A 15,475-nucleotide genomic window follows, 5' to 3' on the forward strand; every position below is an offset into this window, starting at 1 on the left:
GCGCCGGCCTGAGCCTCTACCAGGTCGTCCGCGAGCTGCAGACACTCCTCGCCCTCTGGACCGGTGCCTGCCCCACCTGCCACCACGACATACCCACACCAATACGCACCTGACCAAGCCCTACTAGAACCGTGAAACCTGGACGCCGTCCGGTGGTGCCGCCGTGGTGCCGCGTGTCACGAGATGCGGGGCGATGACGGTCTCCGTGCCGGACGGCTCCTCGTCCTCCAGCCGTGCGACGGCCCGGCCGACGGCGAGTTCGGCGAGGCGGGAGGCGTCCTGGCCGACGGTGGTGAGGTCGATGTGGGCGAGGCGGGCGAGGCGGCTGTTGTCGAAGCCGACCACGGAGATCTCGTCGGGAACGGACACCCGGGCGCGCAGGAACGCGTCGAGCACGCCCGTGGCGCAGCGGTCGTTGAAGGCGAGGACGGCGGTGGGCCGAGGCCGGGCGTCGAGGAGCGTGCGGGCGGTCGTGGCACCGTCCTCCTCGGTCAACCCGCCGGGCAGAACGCGCACACGGTCGCCGAGGCCGTGGCGATTCATGGCGGTGCGGTAGCCACGGCGCCGGTCGGCGGCGCCGGGTGCCTTTCCGCCGTCGATGTGGGCGATGTCGCGATGCCCGAGGGCCACCAGATGGTCGACGGCCTGGCGCGCACCCTCGTCGTCGGCGGTGCGTACGACGTCCACACCGGCGGCGGGCGGCCGCAGCCGCCGCACCACGGAGACCACCGGCAGGTGCGCCGACAGCTCGGCCAGCCGTGCGGCGGGGGCCTGTGGACCGAGCAGGATCAGGGCCTCGCAGCGGTCGCCGAGCAGCGTCTCCACCGCCTGCCGCTCACTGCGGCTGGGGGCGACGGCGCTGAGGGCGACCTGGTAGCCGGCGGACTCGGCCGCGGTGTAGATGCCCTCCACGAGGTCGGTGTGGAAGGGATGCTGGAGACCGAACTGCACCCCGAGCAGTCGCGAGCGGTTGCTGCGCAGCAACCGGGCCCGGGAGTCCGGCCGGTAGCCGATCTCCCGCGCCGCCTGGAGCACCCGCTCGCGGGTGGCCGCGCTGGCGCCCTTGGCCTCGCGCATCACGATGGAGACCAGCGCCGTGGACACACCGGCCCGGGCCGCCACGTCGGCGAGGGTCGGCCGCTTTCCGTCCGGGACCACGGGGGTCACTGGCACCGCCGGCCTCCCTGGTCGAGGTGTGTGACTCGGTCGGGGTGCCTGTACCCGCCGAGGTGTCTGCTTCCGCCGACGATCGTAGACCAAGGGGGAACGCACTGGTCGGAGAGAACTGCAACGTTCTAGGTCCGAGCCGTCCCGGAGCTTGACACGGCGCCCCGGCGGCTGGCGTACTGCTACTCCCGACCGATTCTAGAACGTTCTAGTCGGTTGTGCCCCCGTGCCGAACGAGAGAGGGCGAGCAGCGATGTTCACGTTGGCGGTCTGTGCCGAGATGGTCTTCCGGGACCTGCCGATACCCGAGCGGGCACGGCGCGTTCACGACGCCGGATTCCAGGTCGAGATCTGGGACTGGACCCGGCACGATCTCGACGCCCTGGCCCGGACCCCGGCCGAGTTCTCCTCGATGACCGGCTACATCCGCGGCAGCCTCACCGACGAAGACGGGGTCGCCGAACTCCTGCGTACCGCCGAGGAGTCGGTGCGGGCGGCCGAGCGGCTGGTCTGTCCGCGGCTGAACCTCCACGGCACCGGCCTGGACGGCGAGGGCCTGCCGGTGGTGCCGGTGACCGGCGAGCCCACTGGGGAGATGTGGATAGCCGCCCATCGCACGCTCACCCGCCTCGCCGAGTTGGGCGAGAGCGCGGGGGTCACGTTCACCCTGGAGAACCTCAACACCGCCGTGGACCACCCCGGGGTGCCGTTCGCCAAGGCCGCCGACACCCTGGCGCTGGTCGCGGCCGTGGACCGTCCCGGGCTGCGGATGAACCTCGACCTCTATCACGCGCAGATCGGCGAGGGGAACCTCGTCGAACTGGTCCGCCGGGCCCACGGCCTGGGCCTGATCGGCGAGATCCAGGTCGCCGACGTACCCGGCCGCTGCGAGCCGGGGACGGGGGAGATCAACTACCCGGCCGTCGCGAGCGCCCTCGTGGAACTCGGCTACGAGGGCACCGTCGCCATGGAGGCATGGGCTTCCACCGACAGCGACCTCGCTCTGGAACGGTTCCGCTCGGCCTTCACGCCCTGACGGCGCCGCAATTCCACACGGCGCCGCACTCCACATGGCACCGCACTCGACACGCACCCCTTCCCACCAGCGCCCGCCCGCAGACGTACGGAGAACCAGGATGACCACACACCAGCCCCTCGCCGTTGGCCTCATTGGTGCCGGACGGATGGGCTCCTTCCACGCCGAGACGCTCGCCCGCCGCCTTCCCGGTGTCCGCCTCGCCGCGGTCGCCGACCCCGCGCCGGGCGCTGCGAACCAGCTTGCGGACCGGCTTGCGGACCACCTCGGCCGTCCCACGGCGTACACCGAGATCGGCGAACTCCTCGCTGACCCGCGGATCGAGGCGGTGGTGATCTCCACCCCGGCCCGCACCCACGCCGACCTGGTCGTGGCCGCGGCCCGGGCGGGCAAGGCGGTCTACTGCGAGAAGCCCATGGCCGTCACCCTCGCGGAGGCCGACCGGGCTATCGCCGCGGCCCGTGACGCGGGCGTGCCGCTCCAGGTGGGCTTCAACCGCCGCTACGACGCCGGATTCCGCGCCGCTCACGACAAGATCGTCGCCGGCGGCATCGGCACGCCCCAACTGCTGCGCTCACTCACCCGGGACCCCAAGCTGAACGACCCGGCCCGCATCCCGCCATGGACGATCTTCCTGGAGACCCTCATCCACGACTTCGACACCCTGCGGTTCCTCAACCCGGGCGCCGAACCGGTCGAGGTCTTCGCCTGGGCCGACGCCCTGGTTCGCCCGGACTTCAAGGACCGCGGCCTGCTCGACACCGCCGTGGTCACGATCCGGTTCGACAACGGCGCCCTCGCCACCGCCGAGGCCAACTTCCAGGCCGTGTACGGCTATGACGTGCGCGGCGAGGTTTTCGGCTCCGCCGGAATGCTCACCATGGGCGACATCCGCCGCACCCATCTCACCTCGTACGGCCCGGACGGCGCCGCCGCCGACTGCGTCACCTACGACCAGGACCTGTTCCACCACGCGTACGTCGCCGAACTCGCCGACTTCGCCGACAGCGTCCGTACCGGGCGCATCCCCTCAGCCACCGGTGAGGACGCCCGGGCCGCACTGTCCATCGCGCTCGCCGCCGTCCGGTCGGTCACCACCGGCGTGCCCGTCAGCATCGCGGAACTCAAGGGAGAGTAGGGCGGAGTGAGGGCGAGGGAAGCCAAGCCGGGCCGGGCAAGGACATGTTGGGCCGGGTGAGGACTCGGGACGTCAGTTCAGGTCCTTCAGACCCGTCGCCCGGCCTTTCTCTTCCCACTGGATCTCCAGGTGCGACGCCATCGGGAACACATCGACGCCAAAGGGCAGTCTGATACCCGGGCGGCGTCAGGCACGCAGCTTGCGCTCATCAGCGAAGTACATTCACGGCTGCCGGCCGGCTCCGCCCTTTCGAAGCAGTCTTCGCAGTTCCGGGGAGCACGTCGGCACCCCGGTGCGCGACGTGGCACGTTCCTGAGAGGCAGCGCAAGACAACTCGCGACCAAGATCCGGACCATACATGGGCCAGACCCCGCCAACTACCCTTCGAATCACGCATATGCGCAGCGCACGTCGGCTGTCCATGAGTCGAGGTCGTCTCCTGGACGTTCGCCCATGAGCTGGGCGAGATCGCGTAGGACGCGGGTCGGCGCGGTCGTTTCTGGGCAGGCGGCGAAGAGTTCATCGAGGTGTGCGCGGCGCTTGTCGGACAAGTTCTCGGGGCGGGTCGTGGTCCAGGAGGTGAGCGGCGCGGGGAAGGCATGATCCGGTCGCCCTCGTGACGTCCTTGGTCGAGGTACTTGTGCAGGAGGTTGAGGCTGCGAGGTGCAGCCCAGCGCGCGGATCTCCTCAAAAGAGGTGCTTGACCCACAGGCCGGGCTCCTCTGCGCGACGCCGACGCAGATGGTCTCGGTGCGGGTCGACCGTGCAGGCACGATACCGGCGCCCCACCGTCGATCGTCAGGTCGAACCGCGTTCCCTGCACCGCTCCTCTGTCTCGCCGGATCGTCACCCCTGCCCGCAAGGTGGATCGCTCCACTGAGCTCCCGCCGTGAGGCTCCCGGCGCGGGCCCAGCTCCGGCCCGGTCGTGATGCACACGGAGACACCAACGCGCGCGGGGACGGACGCGGTTCGCGGCCGTGGAAGCGCCATCGGCGCGGACACTCCGTGCCACGCGGGCCTATGGGCCACCGCGCGGCCGGCCATCGCACGGCTGACGCCCTCTCCGGGTTCATGGCGCACAGGAGTCAGCCAGGTCGCCGTGTTGCGACAGCGTCACCTAATTGTTATGGCGGATGACAAATAGCGCCTCCCGCACCCTGGCGCACGGGTTCCGGAGCGCCGTAAGTTCCCGCTCACAACATTCAGCCGGGCGGATCACCCGACACCCGGCAATTCCGCCGAGAGCGCGCTTCTCGCTTCTTCTCACCACCCTCGTACGTCCGGTCGTCCGGCCGTAACACCAGAAAGGACCCTGCCCATGCGCAAGGGACTCCTCTTCACCACCGCCTCGGTGGCGCTGGTCACCTCGCTCACCGCCTGTGGCGGCTCCTCGTCGAACGGCAGTGACTCCGGTTCCGACGCCAAGCCGAAGATCGGTGTGATCCTCCCGGACAGCAAGTCCTCGGCCCGCTGGGAGACCGCGGACCGCAAGTACCTCTCCGAGGCCTTCAAGGCGGCGGGTGTCGAGTACGACATCCAGAACGCGCAGGGCGACAAGCAGGAGTTCCAGACCATCGCGGACCAGATGATCACCAGCGGCGTGAACGTCCTGGTGATCGTGAACCTGGACAGCGGCACGGGTAAGGCGGTTCTGGACAAGGCCAAGGCGCAGGGCGTCGCCACGATCGACTACGACCGGCTCACCCTCGGCGGCTCCGCCCAGCACTACGTGAGCTTCGACAACACCGCGGTCGGGAAACTGCAGGGCGAGGGCCTCAGCAAGTGCCTGAGCGACATGAAGGCCAAGAAGCCCATCGTCGCCACGCTCAACGGCTCTCCGACGGACAACAACGCCACTCTCTTCGCCGAGGGCTACAACGGCGTCCTCGACCCGAAGTACAAGTCGGGCGACTACGTGAAGGGCCCGGACCAGTCCGTCCCGGACTGGGACAACGCCCAGGCCGGCACCATCTTCGAGCAGATGCTCACCAGCGAGCCCAAGGTTGGCGGCGTGCTCGCCGCCAACGACGGTCTCGGCAACGCGGCCATCGCCGTCCTGCGCAAGCAGAACCGCAACGGCCAGGTCCCGGTCACCGGCCAGGACGCCACCGTGCAGGGCCTGCAGAACATCCTCGCGGGCGACCAGTGCATGACCGTCTACAAGGCGGTCAAGAAGGAGGCCGACGCCACGGCCAAGCTCGCCATCTCCCTCGCCAAGGGCGAGAAGGGCGAGACGAACGCGACCGTCGAGGACCCCGAGGGCAAGCGCAAGGTCCCGTCCGTGCTGGAGACGCCGGTGGCCATCTACAAGGACAACGTCAAGGACGTCGTGGACGACGGCTTCGTCACCAAGGAAGAGCTGTGCACGGGCAAGTACGCCGCCCTGTGCGCCAAGGCCGGCATCAAGTAGCCCTGACCGGCCGGCCGGACCGTTACCCCTGGTCCGGCCGGCCCGACCGCGGGCCCCGGGGCTCCCACCTCCCCGGGACCCGCGACCTCACGACCGTAAGGAGCCGTCTTCCATGACAGCGACCCCGATCCTTCGACTGCGCGGGATCGACAAGAGCTTCGGCGCCGTGCAGGTCCTGCACGACGTGTCCTTCGACGTCCACCCGGGGGAGGTGACCGCCCTCGTCGGCGACAACGGCGCGGGCAAGTCCACCCTGGTCAAGTGCATCGGCGGGATCCACCCGTTCGACGGCGGCGAGTACTGGTTCGAAGGTGAGCAGGTCCAGGTGCACAGCCCGCGTGAGGCGGCGGCCCTGGGCGTCGAGATCGTGTACCAGGACCTGGCGCTCTGCGACAACCTCGACATCGTGCAGAACATGTTCCTCGGCCGCGAGAAGCGCCGGGGACTCGTCCTGGACGACGCGACGATGGAGGAGATGGCCGCCCAGACCCTCGAAGGGCTGTCGGTCCGCACCGTCAAGTCCATCCGCCAGCAGGTCTCCAGTCTCTCCGGCGGCCAGCGGCAGACCGTGGCCATCGCCAAGGCCGTGCTGTGGAACAGCAAGGTCGTCATCCTGGACGAGCCGACCGCCGCGCTCGGTGTCGCCCAGACGGCACAGGTCCTCGAACTGGTCCGGCGGCTGGCCGACAACGGTCTCGCCGTGGTCCTGATCTCGCACAACATGAACGACGTCTTCGCGGTGTCCGACCGGATCGCCGCCCTCTACCTGGGCCGGACGGCCGCCCAGGTCAGCACGTCGGACGTGACGTACTCCCAGATCGTCGAACTCATCACCTCAGGCCGCAGCGGGGACCTCGGCCTCGCCCACAGCAACGGAGTCACCGCATGACCGCCGCAGTCGCCCCCGAGAAGCCGGACCTGCCGCGCGGTCCCGGTACGTCGAAGAAGAACGGAGCGGCCGAGGCCGCGAGTCTGCGCTCTGTCGCCCGGAACTACGTCGAGCGGGTACGGGGCGGCGAGTTGGGCGCCCTGCCCGCCATACTCGGCCTGATCGTCCTGTGCGTGTTCTTCGCCGCCCTGCGCCCGGTCTTCCTGTCCGAGCTGAACTTCGCCAATCTGCTGACCCAGGGCGCGGGCAGCATCGCCATCGCCATGGGCCTGGTCTTCGTCCTCCTCCTCGGCGAGATCGACCTGTCCGCGGGGTACGCCAGCGGGGTCTGCGCCGCCGTCCTGGCCATCCTGCTCACCGACCACGGATGGCCCTGGTACGGCGCGGCCGGCGCGGCGATCCTCACCGGCACGTTCATCGGCCTGCTGCTCGGCCTGCTGGTGGCGAAGGTCGGCATCCCCTCCTTCGTGGTCACCCTGGCCGCCTTCCTCGGGTTCCAGGGCATCGTGCTGATGCTGCTGAAGGAAGGCACCAACATCTCCATCCGGGACCAGACGATCCTGGCCGTCGCCAACAACAACCTCTCCCCCGCGCTGGGTTGGGTACTGCTCGCCATCAGTGTCGGTGCGTACGCGGCGATCCAGCTCCGGAAGAACCGCAACCGCCGGCGGCGCGGGCTCGCCCCCGCCCCACTCACCCTGCTCGCGGTCAGGATCGGCGGCCTGGCGGTGCTCGGTGCGATCGCCGTCCACCTGCTCAACCAGGAGCGCAGCCGCAACGTCATCGTCGACTCGCTCAAGGGCGTGCCGATCGTGGTGCCGGTCATCGCCGTCCTGCTCGTCGCCGGTACGTTCCTGCTCCAGCGCACCTCGTTCGGCCTGCACATCTACGCGGTGGGCGGTAACGCCGAGGCGGCCCGCCGGGCCGGCATCAACGTGGCGGCCATCCGGATCTCCGCGTTCGTCATCTGCTCGTCGCTGGCCGCGGTCGGCGGCATCATCGCCGCGTCCCGGGGCAACTCGGTCGACCCCAACACCGGTGGCAGCAACGTGCTGCTGCTGGCGGTCGGCGCCGCCGTGATCGGCGGGACGAGCCTGTTCGGCGGGCGGGGCAGGGTCGTCGACGCCGTGCTCGGCGGCATGGTGGTCGCGGTCATCCAGAACGGCATGGGCCTGATGGGGTACAGCTCAGGGGTCAAGTACGCTGTCACGGGTTCGGTTCTGCTGGTGGCCGCAGGCGTGGATGCGCTGTCCCGTCGCCGGGCCGTACAACGATGAAATCTGGGGCTCCATGAAAGCCGGTCCCTCGCAGGAGGAGATTCGCCGGCACAACCTCGGCACGCTGCTCCGTCATGTGCACATCGGCGGATCCATGTCGCGGGCCGTCCTGGCCGAGCGCATGGGACTCAACCGCAGCACCATCCTGGGTCTGGTGAGCGAGCTGGGCTCGGCCGGCCTGGTCCGTGAGGAACTGCCCCGTGAGACCGGCAGGGCCGGCCGGCCGTCGCTGGTCGTACGGCCCGAGTCCGACCGCGTGTACGTCCTCGCCTTCGACGTGGGCGTGGACCGGCTGGCCGTCGCGCGCATCGGCCTGGGCGGGGTCTTCCTCGACCACAGGGAGATCCCCGTACTTCCCGGGCATCGCGACGCCGGCAAGGTGGCCGAGGCCCTCGCAGGCTCCGCACTGGAAATGGTGGGCACGGCACCGCACGGCACCTACTGCGTCGGTGTGGCCGCCGCCGTCCGCGGAATGGTACGCCGACCCGACGGCCTCGTCCGCTCCGCCCCCTACCTCGGCTGGGAGGACGAGGAGTTCGGCGAGGACCTCATGCGCCGGCTGGGCCTCGGCCTTCCCGTCTCGGTGGGGAACGAGGCCAGTCTCGGTGCGCTCGCCGAGCACCTGCGCGGTGCCGGGACCGGCTGCCAGGACCTCGTGTACCTGCACGGTGACATCGGCATCGGCGGCGGTGTCATCACCGGTGGCCAACTGCTGGGCGGCGACAGCGGATATGGCGGCGAGATCGGGCACATGGTCGTCAACCCGCGAAACGGCAGACCCTGTGGCTGCGGGGGGCGCGGCTGCCTCGAAGCCGAGGCGGGGGAGCGCGCCCTGCTGGAGACCGCGCAGCGCGACCCGTCGGCCACCGGCCGGGAAGCCGTACGCGCCGTCGTCGAAGCGGCCGACCGGGGCGACATCACCGCCCGTGCCGCCCTGCACGACGTCGGCGACTGGCTCGGCATCGGCGTCGCCAACCTGGTCAATGTGCTCAACCCCCGCACGGTCATCTTCGGCGGGACGCTCCGCGAGGTGTTCCTCGGCTCGGCCGCCCAGATCCGCAGCCGTATCAACCGCCTTGCCCTCACAGCCTCCCGCGAGAACCTGCGGCTGCGAGTGGGGGAACTCGGCGACGACGCGGTGCTCATCGGAGCCGCCGAACTCGCCTTCTCCGAGATCCTGGTCGGCCCTCTGGAGACACTGGCCCGCGCCGGTGCATAGCCAGTACGGCGACGCGACCGCCACAAAGGCCGGACCGCGGCGCTTACCCCGGATCGCGTCCATGACATTCGCGGCGGACGAAGCCCGGTCCTGCTGCCCGATTCACGCCGCCTCGCCCGCCTGGGCGGCCGGCATCCAGCCGGACGCGATTGAATGCTGCGGCGCGGATACGTACATCATGCATAGGTGTGGACAGTGAACATACCGTGTGCAGCAACACCTTGTCACACTTGTCTTGGCCCGCTTTGACGCCAAGCCTTCACTTCCGCCGTACGGCCCCATGCGCCCGTTGCCCTGCTCTGCCAGTCCAAGCTGGGCGAACAGGTCCGGTCGACGCAGGGATCCGGCGCCGGGACACCATATGCACAACATGTGACACGATATAATTCGATTACCCGTCGACCTCGCAACGTCGCGACGCGGACTCCAGAGACCGCCGACGGGAGCACAGGAGCAGACGCCGACCTGCCTTCTCCGCGCGCGGCGCCGGGGAGCCGCGCCTTCCGCCGCAAGGACGAGACCCGCACGGGAGTTCCACCGCCGCATGGACGGCAGGCCGGCAGTCATCAGAGCTGCAAGACAAGACCTGGAAGTAGCTGATGCACGATGAATGACGGCATGACCGCGTGGCTTCCCTATCCTCCAGCGGAGATTCCTGGCCTGCCAGGCGGAATCTCCTACCAGCACTGGGACGGTTCCCACTCGCTGCCCGGTGACCCGAACGACGTCCGATTCCTCGTCGGGCCCCCGTTGCCCGGCGCGGAACATGCCCTGAGCCGCGTGCTGCCGCACGCGGGAAACCTCGAGGTCCTCCAGCTCCTCAGCTCGGGATACGACAACATGGTGCCGCTGCTGGCCGCGATGCCGCCCGGCGCACAGCTGGCCACCGCGCGCGGAGTCCACCGTGAAGCGACGGCAGAGCTGGCTGTCACGCTGCTGCTCGCGCTCATGCGCGGTGTCGACCGGTTCATCGGCCAACAAGAGCAGCACACATGGAAGTCGAGGATCTGGCCCACTCTGGCCGGCAAGCGCGTCCTGGTCGTTGGATACGGGGCCGTGGGCACGGCCGTCGCAGCCCGGTTACATGCGTTCGGGTGCGAGGTCGTGCCGGTGGCCCGGGCCGAGCGCACCTCCCCCACCGGCCGTGTATACGGTGCGGCGGTGCTGCCCGAACTGCTGCCCACGGTGGATGCGGTGGTGCTCTGCGCACCGCTGGCAAAGGCAACGCGCGGCATGTTCGGCGCGGACTCCCTGGCGCTGCTCAAGGACGGGGCCGTGCTGGTGAACACCGCCCGTGGCGAACTCGTGGACACCGCTGCCGTGGTCCGCGAGGTACGCATCGGCCGACTGCGGGTTGCGCTCGACGTGACGGATCCCGAGCCCCTGCCCGCCGGACATCCGCTGTGGAACCTCTCCGGTGCGCTGATCACCCCTCACGTGGCAGCGTTCACCGACGCGTTCCGACCGACGTCGATGCACTTCCTACGGCGGCAGCTGCATCGCTACGCGGCCGGCGAGGAGTTGGAGAACGTCATCCCCATCACGCCGGAACACTGGGCCGGTGATCAAGCTGCCTAGGCACAGCTCAGTGTCGCAAAATTCTTCCCCCGAGGTCGTCGGGCCGGACACCGCCCTGGCACACGTGCCGCGCTTCTACGAGCACGAGGCGCACCACGCCCCCTCAGCGGCGTGGAATGCGTTCACCGCCACGTGGAACTGGGCCGCCCCGCTTCCCGCCGCCCTCCCCGCTGACCACGGCCTTCCCATCGCGCGTTCCGTCCCAGGCGGCTTCTCGCTGTCGGGGGTGTGGCGCATACCGTCGGACGTGCGGCGTGGACCGTGGCTGGCTCTGCCGGTCGCCGACCACCGGCAGCGGCTCGGGACAGACACAGCCGCGACAGGATCCGACGTCTTCGTGTCACACATCGCGGAGCATGCCTGTCAGTAGTGTGTATCCGCAACACGGCAGGGAGATCACCGTGGAATCGCGTCTCAACTACTTCGGCAACCCCCTTGCGGGAAAGATCCTCAAGCACATCAACTCGGCCAACAAGGTGGTGTCGGACTCGGCACTAATTCATGGCGGGGCCGCCTCGACGTGCTCATGAACAACGTCGGCACCGCTGCGGTGATGCCGCTGGCGGACACGGACCGAGCCGTGATCACTAGTCTGTTCGAGCTGAACGTGACGGCCCCGACCATGCTCGCCCATGCGTACCTGCGCGACTCGTCGGATTCCATCGTCAACGTCTCGAGCGCGTACGGTCACCGCCCGCTGGTCGGAGGAGCCCACTACGCCGCCACCAAGAGCGCCTTGAGCAGCTGACGCGGAGCTGGGCGCTCCAGCTCGCGCCGGAAAGCGTGCCACGCACATCACCGGTCAAGTGCTGACGATCGACGGCGGACTCGAGCCCAACTGACTCGGCCCCCCCTGGGCAGCACTCCGGTCCTCACATCGAGTAGCGAACGGATGACCTCATGACGGACCGCCACGCGTCCTCCCCCGCAGCCTCCGCTGCGTCGGCACCTGCCTCGACCCAACGGCTTTGGCCACTGCGGCACGCCCGCACCGATGTGCTGGATGTCGCCTATCACGAGACGGGGCCGGAGAAGGGGGACCCCGTTGTGCTCCTTCACGGCTTCCCCTATGACATCCACAGCTATGTCGAAGTGGCTCCGCTGCTCGCCGAGGAGGGCTTCCGCGTCATCGTCCCCTACCTGCGAGGCCATGGTCCGACCACGTTCCTCGCCGAGTCGACGTCGCGATCAGGCCAGCAGGCCGCCCTCGGCACCGACGTCATCGCCTTGATGAACGCCCTGGGCATGGACAAGGCATACCTCGCCGGATACGACTGGGGTGGGCGAGCCGCCTGCATCGCGGCGGCGGTGTGGCCGGAACGCTGCCTTGGGCTCGTGTCCGTCAACGGCTACCTCATCCAGGACATCAGCTCGGCGATGACCCCCATCAGCCCTGCTCTGGAGGCGGGATTCTGGTACTTCTACTACTTCCTCACCGAGCGCGGGCGTACGGCACTCACCACCGACACGAAGGAGATCGCCCGTGTCATCTGGACGAGGAACTCGCCCAAGTGGCCGTTTACCGAAGAGATCCTGGACCGAGCTGCCGAGGCCTTCGAGAACCCCGACTACGCCGACATCGTCACCCACTCCTACCGCCACCGGCTCGGCATGGCCCCCGGCCACCCCGACTACGAACGGCTCGAAACGCTTCTCGCCGACCAGCCCGTGATCACCGTGCCGGCCATCACGCTCGACGGCACGGCTGACGGAAATTTTCCCGCGACGGACGGCACGCCCTCCGCCCACCATTTCACCGGTCCCCGGCTGCACCGTCAGGTGCGGGACGCTGGTCACAACCTGCCTCAGGAACATCCCGAAGCGTTCGCGGCCGCGGTGCGAGATGTGCGAGCACTGCACCGGGAGCACGCCGTACGCCGGTAGGAACGCCTACTTGCAGGGCACGACGGGCTGGAACGGAGAGAACGTGATCGCCGGGCGGGATGGCCCGGTAGGTGTCACACACGGCGGTGTATCCGCCGGCCGGAAATTCGCATTGATCTCGCCGCCCTCACTCGAGTGGACCTGCTTGGGGTACGACATGTGAACCATCCTTCCCTGGGCCCCGGAGCGGGCGAGGAACCGCCCGCCGTGCGCTGCAAGGCTCACGCAACTGTTCTTGCCGCCTTCGCCCCACGCTTCTGGCCTCAGCGGGCAACCGCGCGCTGGCAGGGATGCGTGTCAACGTGTGGGACGTCATGGATCCGATCCGGCCCCTCATCGCCTCCAGCGCGGAGGTCGTGTCACTCACACAACCTGTCACATTCGCTGACGGCCCGGTCGTCATGAGTGACCAAGCGGCGCTGGAGCCTCGCGAGACCCGCGGCTGTAGCAACCACAGCGCCCCCGGACGGGATTTCCGCTCTGATGGAAGAGGTCTCGACCGAAGGGAAACTCGCCGAATAGGCAGATTCCGCGAACCGCGTGTCACAAGGAGGGCCGCTGGCCGGTCACTTCTCGTGCAGACCGAAGTTTCCCAGGAAATTCCCGAGAGGAATCCGTTATGAAGGTCGTAGTGATCGGTGGCACCGGGCTCATCGGTTCGAAGCTGGTCGGCAAGCTGGGCGAGCACGGGCACGAGGCGGTCGCGGCGGCGCCCAGTACCGGGGTCAACACGCTGACGGGCGAGGGGCTGGCCGATGTTCTGGAGGACGCATCGGTCGTGGTCGACGTGTCGAACTCCCCCTCATTCGAGGACGAAGCGGTCATGGAGTTCTTCCGCACCTCCACGACCAACCTCCTCAAGGCGGAGGCCAAGGCCGGCGTCAAGCACCATGTGGCGCTGTCCGTGGTCGGCACCGAGCGACTCCAGGGGAGCGGGTACTTCCGCGCCAAGAAGGCCCAGGAAGAACTGATCAAGGCGTCCGGGATCCCGTACTCCATCGTCCACGCCACCCAGTTCTTCGAGTTCGCGAAGGGGCTCGCCGACGGGGTCACCGACGGCGACACCGTGCGTCTGCCCGCCGGGAAGATCCAGCCCATCGTCTCCGGCGACGTGGCCGCGGCCGTCGGTCGCACCGCGGTCGGTTCCCCGGTCAACGGCGTGGTAGAGGTCGCGGGCCCTGAGGCCTTCGAGCTCGAGGACTTCATCCGCATGGGACTCACCGCCAAGAACGACCCCCGCAAGGTCGTCACTGACCCGAAGGCCACGTACTGGGGTGCCGAACTGCAGGAGACCACGCTCCTGCCGGGTCCGGACGCCCACATCGCCGAGACCAAGTTCGCCGACTGGCTCGCTCAGCAGAAGTAATTCCACCGCGGGTGGCCCCTGTCTCCGCAGACGGGGGCCACCGCTCTTCGTCCTTGTCCTGAATTTAAGGCTCACCATGGTCAATACCAGCGAAATCACGTCTTCCCCCCACCACCCCCTATGAAGCACTGACCGGCTTCTACGCCATCGACCCCGCACACAGCGCGACAGCGTTTTCCGTCCAGCACGCTGTGATCGCCAACGTGCGCGGTAGATTCACCGCCTCCGAGGGACTCCTCAAGCTCGACGGGCCCGCCCCACCCGGTCCGAGGCCTGCTTCAGTGTCCGGACCAGCAGTCCGGAGGCAGGGGTTCCAGGGCGGGACGCCCACGTCACCGGCCCGGACTTGCGCGACTCGGCAACGTTCCCTCTCCTCTCATGAGCTTCCGTTCCTCCGGAGTCCTCGATGCCGGTGACGACCGGTTCCGCCTGGCGGGGTACCTCCGGATCAAGGACGTCGAACTGCCCGTCCACATAGATCTCGAGTTCGGCGGAGCGGGCCGGGACGCTCAAGGACGTGACCGCGCCGGCTTGGAGGGCACCGCCACCCTGCGGCGTTCCGACCGAGGCCTCGCCCGGAGCACGGCCCTCGCCTCAGGCGGTGCCGTGATCAGCGACAAGGTGACCCTGACCCTCGACATCTCCGCTGTACGAGCTGAGAGGGACACACGATGACCCACGCGACCGATAACCGCGTCGACCTCATGGCCACAGTCGTCTCACTGGCCTCGGAGGCGCACGAGTTGGCCTCCGCTTGAGGCGTGCTCTGTCACGCCGTCGGACCACAGAGCATCGGCCGGCAGGTCGGCTGGTGATCGAGGTCCGCGGAAAGGACCCTCTCCAGGTGCGCGAAGTCACCGGTCTGGGCTGCCACGAAGAACGCCTGGACGAGCCGCCGATGCGCGACGGAGTCCACAGATTCTCTGCGTCGGTTCCGGCCGAGACGCTCCTGGGCGCGCGCGACCTGCTGCCTCGTGTTGACCATGCTCAGGCACAGGATCTCGGCGATCCGGCTGTACGGGTAGCCGAACCCCTCCCGTAGGACGTACGCCGCGCGCTGCCTGGGCGTCAGCGTCTCCATCAGAAGGAACACCGCTCGCTCGACGGCGTCCTGCTGTTCGGCCGCCGCATCGGGCGTCGCGGCGGTGTCCACCGATTCCGGGAGCCAGGGACCGGCGGAGAACTCTCGACGCCACCAGGCGGACTGGACGACGTTGATGGACAGCCGGATGGTCGTCCTCCTGAGCAGCGCCGACGGGTTCGAGACCACCGTGCGATCGGTGCCCTGCCACCGCAGCCACGCCTCTTGGATGACGTCCTCCGCCTCGGTCGGGTTGCCCACAATGCGGTTGGCGATCTTGAGCAGTCCAGGTCTGACACGGACGAACACCGACGTCGCGTCTTCCAGGTCACCGTTCGTCGGGCCGGCCGTCGTGCCCGCCATCTCCCAGCCCTGTTCCGCCTGGCCCAGATGTGTCTCCACGACGTGCTCCTCTGCTCCGTGGGTCGG

The 15,475-nt window shown here is 68.8% G+C and carries 16 protein-coding genes; 14 read left to right on the forward strand and 2 right to left on the reverse strand.

Annotated elements, in window-relative coordinates:
- Positions 1–123: 123 nt before the first annotated feature.
- Complete coding sequence (locus ACTWQR_RS48200; RefSeq protein ID WP_443233685.1) at positions 124–1,173, reverse strand: LacI family DNA-binding transcriptional regulator; 1,050 nt, start codon at positions 1,171–1,173, stop codon at positions 124–126.
- Between the two features lie 247 nt (positions 1,174–1,420).
- Here ACTWQR_RS48200 and ACTWQR_RS48205 point away from each other — a divergent pair, with 247 nt between their 5' ends.
- From ACTWQR_RS48205 to ACTWQR_RS48270, 14 genes are all read left to right on the forward strand, one after another.
- Entirely contained in the window at positions 1,421–2,203 is a 783-nt protein-coding gene (locus ACTWQR_RS48205; RefSeq protein ID WP_443233686.1) for a TIM barrel protein, read from the forward strand.
- Between the two features lie 100 nt (positions 2,204–2,303).
- Positions 2,304–3,341, forward strand: coding sequence for a Gfo/Idh/MocA family oxidoreductase (locus ACTWQR_RS48210; protein WP_443233687.1), 1,038 nt, complete (start codon positions 2,304–2,306; stop codon positions 3,339–3,341).
- 1,319 nt (positions 3,342–4,660) lie between these two features.
- The gene (locus ACTWQR_RS48215; RefSeq protein ID WP_443233688.1) at positions 4,661–5,752 is read left to right on the forward strand and encodes a sugar ABC transporter substrate-binding protein; all 1,092 of its coding nucleotides are present in this window, start codon (positions 4,661–4,663) and stop codon (positions 5,750–5,752) included.
- A 112-nt stretch (positions 5,753–5,864) separates the two neighbouring features.
- A complete protein-coding gene (locus ACTWQR_RS48220) occupies positions 5,865–6,641 on the forward strand; it encodes an ATP-binding cassette domain-containing protein (protein ID WP_443233689.1) in 777 nt (258 codons plus the stop codon).
- Complete coding sequence (locus tag ACTWQR_RS48225; protein WP_443233690.1) at positions 6,638–7,918, forward strand: sugar ABC transporter permease; 1,281 nt, start codon at positions 6,638–6,640, stop codon at positions 7,916–7,918. The genes ACTWQR_RS48220 and ACTWQR_RS48225 overlap by 4 nt, the downstream gene beginning before the upstream one ends.
- 13 nt (positions 7,919–7,931) lie before the next feature.
- Positions 7,932–9,137 (forward strand): ROK family protein, encoded by a 1,206-nt coding sequence (locus ACTWQR_RS48230; RefSeq protein ID WP_443233691.1) that lies wholly within the window; start codon positions 7,932–7,934, stop codon positions 9,135–9,137.
- Between the two features lie 618 nt (positions 9,138–9,755).
- Positions 9,756–10,715 (forward strand): NAD(P)-dependent oxidoreductase, encoded by a 960-nt coding sequence (locus ACTWQR_RS48235; RefSeq protein ID WP_443233692.1) that lies wholly within the window; start codon positions 9,756–9,758, stop codon positions 10,713–10,715.
- Between the two features lie 10 nt (positions 10,716–10,725).
- Positions 10,726–11,085, forward strand: a complete 360-nt coding sequence (locus ACTWQR_RS48240; RefSeq protein ID WP_443233693.1) for a hypothetical protein — start codon at positions 10,726–10,728, stop codon at positions 11,083–11,085.
- 31 nt (positions 11,086–11,116) lie between these two features.
- Complete coding sequence (locus tag ACTWQR_RS48245; protein WP_443233694.1) at positions 11,117–11,245, forward strand: hypothetical protein; 129 nt, start codon at positions 11,117–11,119, stop codon at positions 11,243–11,245.
- Positions 11,242–11,463: an SDR family NAD(P)-dependent oxidoreductase gene (locus ACTWQR_RS48250; RefSeq protein ID WP_443233695.1), complete on the forward strand. Its 222-nt coding sequence runs from the start codon at positions 11,242–11,244 to the stop codon at positions 11,461–11,463. The genes ACTWQR_RS48245 and ACTWQR_RS48250 overlap by 4 nt, the downstream gene beginning before the upstream one ends.
- A 152-nt stretch (positions 11,464–11,615) precedes the next feature.
- Positions 11,616–12,599 carry an alpha/beta fold hydrolase gene (locus ACTWQR_RS48255; RefSeq protein ID WP_443233696.1) on the forward strand — a complete coding sequence of 328 codons (984 nt, stop codon included), beginning with the start codon at positions 11,616–11,618 and terminating at the stop codon, positions 12,597–12,599.
- A gap of 619 nt (positions 12,600–13,218) precedes the next feature.
- Complete coding sequence (locus tag ACTWQR_RS48260; protein ID WP_443233697.1) at positions 13,219–13,965, forward strand: SDR family oxidoreductase; 747 nt, start codon at positions 13,219–13,221, stop codon at positions 13,963–13,965.
- 191 nt (positions 13,966–14,156) lie between these two features.
- Entirely contained in the window at positions 14,157–14,381 is a 225-nt protein-coding gene (locus ACTWQR_RS48265; RefSeq protein WP_443233698.1) for a hypothetical protein, read from the forward strand.
- Entirely contained in the window at positions 14,344–14,640 is a 297-nt protein-coding gene (locus ACTWQR_RS48270; protein WP_443233699.1) for a YceI family protein, read from the forward strand. Before ACTWQR_RS48265 ends, ACTWQR_RS48270 begins: the two co-directional genes overlap by 38 nt.
- Before the next feature lie 94 nt (positions 14,641–14,734).
- On the opposite strand, the gene ACTWQR_RS48275 is transcribed toward ACTWQR_RS48270, so the two are convergent.
- Complete coding sequence (locus tag ACTWQR_RS48275) at positions 14,735–15,448, reverse strand: sigma-70 family RNA polymerase sigma factor (RefSeq protein ID WP_443233700.1); 714 nt, start codon at positions 15,446–15,448, stop codon at positions 14,735–14,737.
- Between the last annotated feature and the right edge of the window lie 27 nt (positions 15,449–15,475).

The organism is Streptomyces sp. 2A115 (assembly GCF_052245575.1).
In the GTDB taxonomy this organism is placed as follows: domain Bacteria; phylum Actinomycetota; class Actinomycetes; order Streptomycetales; family Streptomycetaceae; genus Streptomyces.

Bases quoted from the DNA above. Each gene is read 5' to 3' on its own strand.
- ACTWQR_RS48205 (WP_443233686.1), top strand. From the start codon at position 1,421: ATGTTCACGTTGGCGGTCTGTGCCGAGATGGTCTTCCGGGACCTGCCG.
- ACTWQR_RS48210 (WP_443233687.1), top strand. From the start codon at position 2,304: ATGACCACACACCAGCCCCTCGCCGTTGGCCTCATTGGTGCCGGACGG.
- ACTWQR_RS48215 (WP_443233688.1), top strand. From the start codon at position 4,661: ATGCGCAAGGGACTCCTCTTCACCACCGCCTCGGTGGCGCTGGTCACC.
- ACTWQR_RS48220 (WP_443233689.1), top strand. From the start codon at position 5,865: ATGACAGCGACCCCGATCCTTCGACTGCGCGGGATCGACAAGAGCTTC.
- ACTWQR_RS48225 (WP_443233690.1), top strand. From the start codon at position 6,638: ATGACCGCCGCAGTCGCCCCCGAGAAGCCGGACCTGCCGCGCGGTCCC.
- ACTWQR_RS48230 (WP_443233691.1), top strand. From the start codon at position 7,932: ATGAAAGCCGGTCCCTCGCAGGAGGAGATTCGCCGGCACAACCTCGGC.
- ACTWQR_RS48235 (WP_443233692.1), top strand. From the start codon at position 9,756: ATGACCGCGTGGCTTCCCTATCCTCCAGCGGAGATTCCTGGCCTGCCA.
- ACTWQR_RS48250 (WP_443233695.1), top strand. From the start codon at position 11,242: ATGAACAACGTCGGCACCGCTGCGGTGATGCCGCTGGCGGACACGGAC.
- ACTWQR_RS48255 (WP_443233696.1), top strand. From the start codon at position 11,616: ATGACGGACCGCCACGCGTCCTCCCCCGCAGCCTCCGCTGCGTCGGCA.
- ACTWQR_RS48260 (WP_443233697.1), top strand. From the start codon at position 13,219: ATGAAGGTCGTAGTGATCGGTGGCACCGGGCTCATCGGTTCGAAGCTG.
- ACTWQR_RS48270 (WP_443233699.1), top strand. From the start codon at position 14,344: ATGAGCTTCCGTTCCTCCGGAGTCCTCGATGCCGGTGACGACCGGTTC.